Annotated in this window: 9 protein-coding genes and 1 pseudogene; 7 read left to right on the forward strand and 3 right to left on the reverse strand. The window is 70.4% G+C overall.

Translation table 11 applies throughout. The annotated features are described in order from the left end of the window. Window positions 1-232 (reverse strand): hypothetical protein (locus G3I19_RS31975; protein WP_164267215.1); only part of this gene is annotated, 232 nt, incomplete at its 3' end. Window positions 233-236: 4 nt separating this feature from the next. Further along, entirely contained in the window at window positions 237-1,076 is an 840-nt protein-coding gene (locus G3I19_RS31980) for a class I SAM-dependent methyltransferase (RefSeq protein WP_164267216.1), read from the reverse strand. 398 nt (window positions 1,077-1,474) lie between these two features. Between G3I19_RS31980 and rpsA the strand changes: the two genes are divergently transcribed. From rpsA to G3I19_RS32005, 5 genes are all read left to right on the forward strand, one after another. Next, a complete protein-coding gene (rpsA, locus tag G3I19_RS31985; protein ID WP_164267217.1) occupies window positions 1,475-2,989 on the forward strand; it encodes a 30S ribosomal protein S1 in 1,515 nt (504 codons plus the stop codon). A gap of 230 nt (window positions 2,990-3,219) precedes the next feature. Next, the gene (locus tag G3I19_RS31990; RefSeq protein ID WP_164267218.1) at window positions 3,220-4,158 is read left to right on the forward strand and encodes a PAC2 family protein; all 939 of its coding nucleotides are present in this window, start codon (window positions 3,220-3,222) and stop codon (window positions 4,156-4,158) included. Between the two features lie 45 nt (window positions 4,159-4,203). Continuing rightward, complete coding sequence (coaE, locus tag G3I19_RS31995; RefSeq protein WP_164267219.1) at window positions 4,204-4,803, forward strand: dephospho-CoA kinase; 600 nt, start codon at window positions 4,204-4,206, stop codon at window positions 4,801-4,803. A 126-nt stretch (window positions 4,804-4,929) separates the two neighbouring features. Beyond that, the gene (locus G3I19_RS32000) at window positions 4,930-5,298 is read left to right on the forward strand and encodes a tetratricopeptide repeat protein (RefSeq protein WP_164267220.1); all 369 of its coding nucleotides are present in this window, start codon (window positions 4,930-4,932) and stop codon (window positions 5,296-5,298) included. A 57-nt stretch (window positions 5,299-5,355) separates the two neighbouring features. Further along, complete coding sequence (locus G3I19_RS32005; protein WP_164267221.1) at window positions 5,356-6,057, forward strand: class I SAM-dependent methyltransferase; 702 nt, start codon at window positions 5,356-5,358, stop codon at window positions 6,055-6,057. A 23-nt stretch (window positions 6,058-6,080) separates the two neighbouring features. On the opposite strand, the gene G3I19_RS32010 is transcribed toward G3I19_RS32005, so the two are convergent. Beyond that, window positions 6,081-6,425 carry a hypothetical protein gene (locus tag G3I19_RS32010; RefSeq protein WP_164267222.1) on the reverse strand — a complete coding sequence of 115 codons (345 nt, stop codon included), beginning with the start codon at window positions 6,423-6,425 and terminating at the stop codon, window positions 6,081-6,083. Window positions 6,426-6,679: 254 nt separating this feature from the next. On the opposite strand from G3I19_RS32010, the gene G3I19_RS32015 reads away from it, so the two are divergent. Both G3I19_RS32015 and G3I19_RS32020 read left to right on the forward strand, forming a co-directional pair. Beyond that, complete coding sequence (locus tag G3I19_RS32015) at window positions 6,680-8,122, forward strand: carboxylesterase family protein (RefSeq protein WP_239074972.1); 1,443 nt, start codon at window positions 6,680-6,682, stop codon at window positions 8,120-8,122. A gap of 146 nt (window positions 8,123-8,268) precedes the next feature. Continuing rightward, a pseudogene (locus G3I19_RS32020) lies at window positions 8,269-8,570 on the forward strand (ATP-dependent helicase); the annotation flags it as partial.

The raw sequence follows: 8,570 nt of genomic DNA on the forward strand, positions 1-8,570 counted from the left end.
GGCGCGGCTCGGCGACGATCACCTTCCGCACCGCGCCGCTCCCGGCCTTCCGCACCGGGCCGTTCCCGTCAGCGCCGGCGACCAGCCCCGCCAGCACGAGCGGCACCAGGGTGGTCTTGCCGGTGCCGGGCGGCGCGCAGAGCACGGCGGCGCCGTGCGCTTCGAGCGCCCGCTGGAGGGCGGGTACGGCGGTACGGACGGGGAGCACGTCGAGCGCGCCGGTACGGATCACCGGGTCAGTCTCGTACGTCGTCCCGTACGCAGACGAAAATCGCCGAGCCGGGGATCAGCGCGCCCCGCAGCGGGGACCAGCCGCCCCACTCCGACGTGTTCCACACGGGCCACTGCGGTTCCACCAGATCGGCCAGCCTGAACCCGCCCGCCAGGACGTCCCGCACCCGGTCACCGAGGGTGCGGTGGTGCTCCACGTACACCGCGTTCCCCTGTTCGTCCTGCTCGACGTAGGGGGTGCGGTCGAAGTAGGAGGAGGTGACGGTGAGGCCATCGGGCCCCGGCTCGTCGGGGAAGGCCCAGCGGATCGGGTGCGTGACGGAGAAGACCCAGCGCCCGCCGGGCCGCAGCACCCGGTGCACCTCGCGGAACACCTTCACCGGGTCGGCGACGAAGGGCACGGCGCCGTACGCGGAACAGGCCAGGTCGAAGGAGCCGTCGCGGAACGGCAGGACCGACGCGTCGGCCGCCACCAGCGGAACCGAGGCCACGCCGGGCCGGTTCTCGCCGATCCGCAGCGCGTGCTGGAGCTGGCGGTGGGAGACGTCCAGTGCCACCGGGTGTGCGCCCTGCGCGGCCAGCCAGCGCGAGCACTGGGCGGCCCCGGCGCCGATCTCCAGGACGTCGAGACCCTTCAGCTCATCGGCCGGGCCCAGCAGCTCGGCCTCCACCTCGTCCAGGCCCTCGGGCCCCCAGACGAAGCGGTCGTCACCCAGGAAGGAGCCGTGCTCGGTCTGGTACTCGTCGGCGTTGCGGTCCCACCAGCCACGGTTGGCCCGGCTGCTCTCGGTGTCCCCGGCGTCACGGCGTGTCGCCTCGGGCTCGTACTCGTACTCTTCGCTCATCGTGCCAGTCTGTATCGTCGGTGCGGCTGACACCGCCGGTACCCGGCAGTGGAAAACGGTGCGGGGACGGTGCCGGGGGCGATGTGGCCTCGTACAACAGAAGTTGTGCCGGGATTGGTGCGATCCGCCCCGGGTGTGCGCCTTCGCGCATTGACCGTGTCCGGCCGTCCCCGTATGCTACAAGTTGCGCTGCGAGCCTGCGCTCCTCAGACCTAGCAGGCTGCGCTTGCATCTGTTGCATGTCCCCTCGGTTATCGAGGCGCCACCGATGTGTTCGGCAACGAGCACGGAATACCGGATCGGCGCTTCCTGGGCTGTCCGGCGTCTGCAGAGGCGATACGGGCTCCCGGCGTAGCAGTACCTACGACTTCAATGTCCGTACCGGAGCCCTTTCCCACATGACGAGCAGCACCGAGACCACCGCCACCACGCCGCAGGTTGCGGTCAACGACATCGGCGACGCGGACGCGTTCCTCGCGGCGATCGACGAGACGATCAAGTACTTCAACGATGGCGACATCGTTGACGGCGTCATCGTCAAGGTTGACCGGGACGAGGTTCTCCTCGACATCGGTTACAAGACCGAAGGCGTCATCCCGAGCCGCGAGCTCTCGATCAAGCACGACGTCGACCCCAATGAGGTCGTCAAGGTCGGCGACGAGATCGAGGCCCTGGTTCTCCAGAAGGAGGACAAGGAAGGCCGCCTGATCCTCTCGAAGAAGCGCGCTCAGTACGAGCGTGCCTGGGGCACCATCGAGAAGATCAAGGAAGAAGACGGGATCGTCACCGGCACCGTCATCGAGGTCGTCAAGGGTGGTCTCATCCTCGACATCGGCCTCCGTGGCTTCCTGCCGGCCTCCCTGGTCGAGATGCGTCGTGTCCGCGACCTCCAGCCCTACGTGGGCAAGGAGCTCGAGGCCAAGATCATCGAGCTGGACAAGAACCGCAACAACGTGGTCCTGTCCCGCCGTGCCTGGCTCGAGCAGACCCAGTCCGAGGTGCGTCAGACGTTCCTCACGACCCTGCAGAAGGGTCAGGTCCGCTCCGGCGTCGTGTCCTCGATCGTCAACTTCGGTGCCTTCGTGGACCTGGGCGGCGTCGACGGTCTCGTGCACGTCTCCGAGCTGTCCTGGAAGCACATCGACCACCCCTCCGAGGTTGTCGAGGTCGGCCAGGAGGTCACCGTCGAGGTTCTCGACGTGGACATGGACCGCGAGCGTGTCTCGCTGTCGCTCAAGGCGACGCAGGAAGACCCGTGGCAGCAGTTCGCCCGTACGCACCAGATCGGTCAGGTCGTCCCGGGCAAGGTCACGAAGCTCGTTCCGTTCGGTGCGTTCGTGCGCGTCGACGAGGGCATCGAGGGCCTGGTCCACATCTCCGAGCTGGCCGAGCGCCACGTGGAGATCCCGGAGCAGGTCGTCCAGGTCAACGACGAGATCTTCGTCAAGGTCATCGACATCGACCTTGAGCGCCGCCGCATCAGCCTCTCGCTGAAGCAGGCCAACGAGTCCTTCGGTTCGGACCCGGCCTCGGTCGAGTTCGACCCGACGCTGTACGGCATGGCCGCGTCGTACGACGACCAGGGGAACTACATCTACCCCGAGGGCTTCGACCCCGAGACCAACGACTGGCTCGAGGGCTTCGACACCCAGCGCGAGGCTTGGGAAGGCCAGTACGCCGAGGCGCAGGCGCGCTTCGAGCAGCACCAGGCCCAGGTCATCAAGTCCCGCGAGGCCGACGAGGCCGCTGCTGCCGAGGGTGCTGCCGCTCCGGCCGCTGCCAGCGGTGGCAACGCCGGTGCCGGTGCCTCGGGCGGTTCGTACTCCTCGGAGTCGGACGACAACTCCGGCGCCCTGGCGTCGGACGAGGCCCTGGCCGCCCTGCGCGAGAAGCTGGCCGGTGGCCAGAGCTGACGCTCAGGCCCCAGCTGGTGAATAGCTGACGTGAGGCCCGCTCCCTCCGGGGGGCGGGCCTCACTCATGTCCGCACCCTGGTCCTCACACGTGCCCGTGGGGATCTGCCCGGCCCGGTGGTGACCTGTCCCCGGACCGGGTCCGGTGGTCACCTGTGAAGACGTGGCTGCGGGGAATGCGCGAGCCGTGTGGGACGTTCTCCCCGGTGAACACGAGGAGGAGCGGTAATCGTGCTTGATCCGCAAGATTTGTACGCATGGGAGCCGAAGGGCCTGGCAGTCGTCGATGTGGCGCTCGCGCAGGAGTCGGCCGGACTTGTCATGCTCTATCACTTCGACGGGTACATCGACGCGGGCGAGACCGGCGACCAGATCGTCGAGGGTCTGCTGGACACACTGCCCCACCAGCCGGTCGCCCGGTTCGACCACGACCGGCTCGTGGACTACCGCGCCCGCCGCCCGCTGCTGACCTTCAAGCGCGACCGGTGGACGGACTACGAGACCCCGACGCTCGATGTGCGGCTGGTCCAGGACGCCACGGGTGCACCCTTCCTGCTGCTCTCGGGCCCCGAGCCGGATGTCGAGTGGGAGCGGTTCGCTGCGGCGGTCGAGCAGATCGTCGACCGGCTCGGCGTGCGTATCTCGGTGAACTTCCACGGGATCCCGATGGGCGTCCCGCACACCCGCCCGGTGGGGATCACCCCGCACGGCAACCGCACGGACCTGATGCCCGGGCACAAGTCGCCGTTCGACGAGGCGCAGGTGCCCGGCAGCGCCGAGTCGCTGGTGGAGCTGCGGCTGGAGCAGTCCGGGCACGATGTGCTCGGAGTGGCCGCCCATGTGCCGCACTATGTCGCACGCTCCTCGTACCCGGACGCGGCGCTGACGGCGCTCGAAGCCGTCACCGCGGCGACCGGGCTGGTACTGCCGAGCGTCGCGCACGCCCTGCGCACCGAGGCGCAGCGCACCCAGGACGAGATCGAGCGCCAGATCGGTGAGGGCGACGAGGAACTGACCGCTCTGGTCCAGGGACTTGAGCACCAGTACGACGCGCTGGCCGGATCGGAGACCCGAGGAAATCTGGTCGCCGAGGCGGTCGACCTGCCGTCGGCGGACGAGATCGGCCGCGAGTTCGAACGTTTCCTCGCGGAGCGGGAGGGCGACGTCTGACGCCCGGCAGTCCCGCCCCGGCGGACAGGGCTTAGGCTCCTGGCCATGCTGAAAGTGGGATTGACCGGTGGAATCGGCGCCGGCAAGAGCGAAGTGTCCCGGCTGCTTGTCAGTTACGGAGCGGTCCTGATCGATGCCGACCGGATCGCCCGGGAGGTGGTCGAGCCGGGAACTCCGGGGCTGGCAGCGGTGGTCGAGGCGTTCGGCGAGTCGGTCCTGGCGCCGGACGGCAGCCTGGACCGGCCCGCGCTCGGCTCCATCGTCTTCGCCGACCCGGACCGCCTGGCGACACTCAACTCGATCGTCCACCCTCTCGTCGGAGCCCGCTCCGCCGAGCTGGAGGGGCAGGCGCAGGCGGACTCGGTCGTCATCCACGACGTACCACTGCTGACCGAGAACGGCCTCGCCCCGCTCTACGACCTGGTGGTCGTGGTGGACGCGTCGCGGGAGACACAGCTGGACCGGCTGGTACGACTGCGCGGAATGCAGGAGTCCGAGGCCCGCGCCCGGATGGCCGCCCAGGCCACCAGGGAACAGCGCCGCGAGATCGCCGACCTCGTGATCGACAACGACGGCCCGCTGGACGCACTGGAGCCGCAGGTGCGCTCGGTCTGGGAGCAGCTGACGGAGCGGGCCGGCGGCTGATCACCCGCGGGGCGGCGTGCACGAGGCTTCAGCGACTTGCGACTTGCGACTTGCGACTTGCGACTTGCGATTTCGACTTCAGACTTCGACTTGGACTTCCGGGATTACGGAGAAAGGCCGGCAACGATGTCCCACAGCAACCCCGAGACCCACGTCATCGACTACCGCGCGGCCGAACAGCTTCTCGACGCCCGTGACCCTCGGGGCGCCGTGAAGCTGCTGGACGAGGTGATCGCGGCGCACCCGGAGAACACCGCCGCGCGGCTGCTGCGGGCGCGGGCGTTCTTCGCCGCCGCGCAACTCCGCCCGGCCGAGCTGGAGTTCCAGCTGGTCCTGGAGCGGGAACCGGACAACGCCTTCGCGCACTTCGCCCTGGCCCGCACCTTCGAGCGGGCCGGCCGCCCCGAACAGGCCAGGCGGCACTTCAGGTTGGCGGCGGCGCTCGACCCGCAGCCCGAGTATCTGCGGGCGGCGCGGTTCGACTCCGAGGACTGACCCGGGAGTTCCGGACAGTGCGGGAACGACCGCAGAGGCACGTTCGTTCTGTACGGCATGAACATCCGGATGCGTGAGGGGTACGCCGGCACGGGGCCAGGGGAGAGGACGCCCGACGGGTGCTCCGTCGAGCTGTACAAAAGGCTGCCGGTCGGAGACGAACCGGACGTCGTCGCCGCGGCGGTCCCGGCAGGAGCGAGCATTCTCGAACTGGGCAGCGGCGCGGGCCGGGTCACCCGCCCGCTGGCCGAGCGGGGCTTCACGGTCACCGCGGTGGACGAGTCGCCCGGCATGCTGGAACAGATCACGGGCGTCGACGGCGTCCGTACGGTCTGCAGTCCCATCGAGGACCTGGACACCGGCGAGACCTATGACGTGGTGATGCTGGCGTCCTTCCTGGTGCACGCGGGCGACCCACGGATACGCCAGGGGCTGCTGCGCACCTGCCGTCGGCATGTGAAGGACGACGGGTGCGTGCTGGTGCAGCGTGAGGGGCTCGACTGGCACGCCGACGTGCCGAGGGAGCGGCGCAACAGCGCGGGCGGCCTCGTCCGGATCAAGTCCGCGACCCCGGTCGGGGACGGCGTGGACGCGATGCTCTGCGAGTACGTCTACCCCGAAGCGACCTGGACGCAGACTTTCCTGTCGCGCCCGCTGAGCCACGAGGAGTTCGCACGGCACCTCGGTGAGGCGGGGCTCGTCGTGGACAGCACTCTGACGGACGACGGCACATGGGTGCGGGCACTGCCCGCCCGGTGAGCCGCTGTCGGTGGAAACCGCTCTCAGTGGACCAGGCTGTAGCTGCGCCAGGCCACGAGCGGCGGGGTCACCTTGTTCGACAGAGTGGTCGCGTTGTACATCGACGGCTTCCCCGTGCACTTGGCTCCGGGGTACAGCCACATGTCGACCAGCGTGTTGTTGGCGATGGCTGCCGCACCCCCGCGTGGCAGCGGGTGGCAGCCCTTCACGGACGGATTCGAGACGGTGACGACCTTCGAATCGGGCGTGGTGTACGAGATCGTACCGACCGCCGTACGGCTGAGACCGGAACACCCGGCTACGGCGAACGGCAGGAGCACTGCGCCGGCGATGAAGCCGAGGCGCCGGTGACGCCGGTGATCGGACATGCGCGGTCCCGTCTGTACGGAGAGTCACTGGTGGGAGCAACCCTGCCCGCTGCCGGGCCGCGCGGCATCCGGTGCTGGGCCGCGCGGGGTACGGCGCCCGGTCCGCGACGGCGGCCGGGATGATCTCCACCGCCGCCCCCCCGGATCCCGTACACCCCGGACACCGCGGGGCGCCCCGGTCATCCCCGTACACCCCGGACACTCGGACCCCCGAAGCAAAGAGTGGAGACCTGAACCAGATGGAACCGGTGTGCATGACGCGTCAGGGCGCCGTTCGCGGACGGATGGACGACGCGGGGGTGGCGTCCTTCCTCGGAATCCCCTATGCGGCGCCGCCGTTCGGTGCGCGCCGGTTCCGTGCGCCGGCGCCGCCCGCACCGTGGCAGGGGGTCAGGGAAGCGCATGCGCACGGGCCGACCGCGCCCAGAGCGCCGTACGCGCCCCCTTTCGACGCCCTCATCCCCGAGGACCTCGGCCAGGACGGCGAGAACTGCCTCAACCTCGGTGTCCGGACGCCCGAACCGGGACCCAACGGCGGACTGCCGGTCATGGTGTGGTTGCACGGAGGGGCGTTCTCGAACGGCTCGGGGTCGGCGTCCGCCTACGACGGCAGTGCGTTCGCCCGCGACGGCGTGGTCTGCGTGACGGTCAACTACCGGCTGGGCACGGACGGCTTCCTGAGCCTGGAGGGCGCGCCCGACAACCGCGGACTGCTCGACCAGATCGCGGCTCTGGAGTGGGTGCGCGAGAACATCGCCTCCTTCGGCGGCGCCCCCGACCGGATCACGGTCTTCGGGGAGTCCGCAGGTGCGATGAGTATCGGGATGCTGCTCGGGATGGAGCAGACCCGCGGGCTCTTCCGGCGGGCCATTCTGCAGAGCGGGGGCGCCCATCACTTTCTGCGCCCCCACTCCGCCCGGCTGGTCGCCGCGCAGCTCGCGGAGCGGCTCGGCATCGCTCCGACCGCCGATGAATTCGCCGCGCTGCCGCTCGCGACGCTGCTCGCCGCGCAGACGGAGCTGCGCGCAGAGATCGGGCGCCGTCCCGATCCGCGGCTCTGGGGGGACGCCGCGCTCAACGCGATGCCCTTCGAACCGGTCGCTCCCGCCCTCGCCCTGCCCGGCCCGGACTGCGGTGTCGAGCTGCTCGTCGGCAGCAACCGGGAGGAGAACCGCCTCTTCATGGTCCCGACCGGGCGGCTGGACGCGATCACGGACGAGCGGCTGCGACTGGCCGCGACGGCGTACGGCCTCGATCCGGACCTGGCGCTCGGCGTCTATCGGGCCGGCCGCCCGCAGGCCGGCCCGGGTGAACTGTTCGACGCGCTGGTGACCGACTGGTTCTACCGGATTCCCGCGCTCCGGCTGGCCGAGGCCGTGCCCGGATCGCATGTGTACGAATTCGCCTGGCGCTCCCCGCAGTTCGGCGGCAGGCTCGGCGCCTGCCACGCCTCCGAGCTGGGCTTCGTCTTCGACAATCTGCGTGACCCCACGTATCTCCCGATGGTGGGGAGCCGGCCGCCGCAGGCCCTGGCGGACACCATGCACGGCGCGTGGGTGGCCTTCGCGGAGACCGGGGACCCGGGATGGCCGGCGTACGGGCCCGACCACCGCACCACGATGGTCTTCGCCGACGAGTCCGGCCCGGTCGACGACCCGCGCCCCGCGGAGCGGAGCCTGTGGGAAGGGGTGCGCTGAGGGCGGGCCGCTGAGGGCTGGGCGGTTGAGGGGCGGGCGGCTGCGGGGCCGGCCGAGCCCCGTCCCAGCTGCTGGACCCCGCTGTCAGACCCCCCGCCTACACTCGCAGAGAGCTGGAAACCAGGGCGGAAGGGCAGGTGAGCGCGGTGCGGCAGACAGCGGAGACGCAAGGGGCGAGCGGGGCCGGATCCGCGGCGCTCACCCGGCAGGCCGTGGTCTTCCTGCCCGCGGCCCTGCCCCGCGACGGCCGGTTCGCCTTCTGGGACCCGGAGGGCGAGGCCGCCGGTCCCGACGAGCTCGTGGTCGTCCGGCGACACGGTACAGCGGCCCGCCGCAGTACCGTGCCCGCCGTTCTGCTGCCCCTCACCGAGGCGCTGCCACTGCTGGTCGCCGCCCGGCACTCGCCGGTCGCCCACCCCGCCGCCCGCTGCTGGAGCGCGGCGGCGGG

It is taken from the genome of Streptomyces sp. SID10853 (assembly GCF_010548145.1).
Classification (GTDB): Bacteria; Actinomycetota; Actinomycetes; order Streptomycetales; family Streptomycetaceae; genus Streptomyces.

Excerpts from the sequence above, each read along its gene's own strand:
- G3I19_RS31980 (WP_164267216.1), bottom strand. The coding sequence starts at position 1,076 with ATGAGCGAAGAGTACGAGTACGAGCCCGAGGCGACACGCCGTGACGCC.
- rpsA (WP_164267217.1), top strand. The coding sequence starts at position 1,475 with ATGACGAGCAGCACCGAGACCACCGCCACCACGCCGCAGGTTGCGGTC.
- coaE (WP_164267219.1), top strand. The coding sequence starts at position 4,204 with ATGCTGAAAGTGGGATTGACCGGTGGAATCGGCGCCGGCAAGAGCGAA.
- G3I19_RS32000 (WP_164267220.1), top strand. The coding sequence starts at position 4,930 with ATGTCCCACAGCAACCCCGAGACCCACGTCATCGACTACCGCGCGGCC.
- G3I19_RS32005 (WP_164267221.1), top strand. The coding sequence starts at position 5,356 with ATGAACATCCGGATGCGTGAGGGGTACGCCGGCACGGGGCCAGGGGAG.
- G3I19_RS32010 (WP_164267222.1), bottom strand. The coding sequence starts at position 6,425 with ATGTCCGATCACCGGCGTCACCGGCGCCTCGGCTTCATCGCCGGCGCA.
- G3I19_RS32015 (WP_239074972.1), top strand. The coding sequence starts at position 6,680 with ATGACGCGTCAGGGCGCCGTTCGCGGACGGATGGACGACGCGGGGGTG.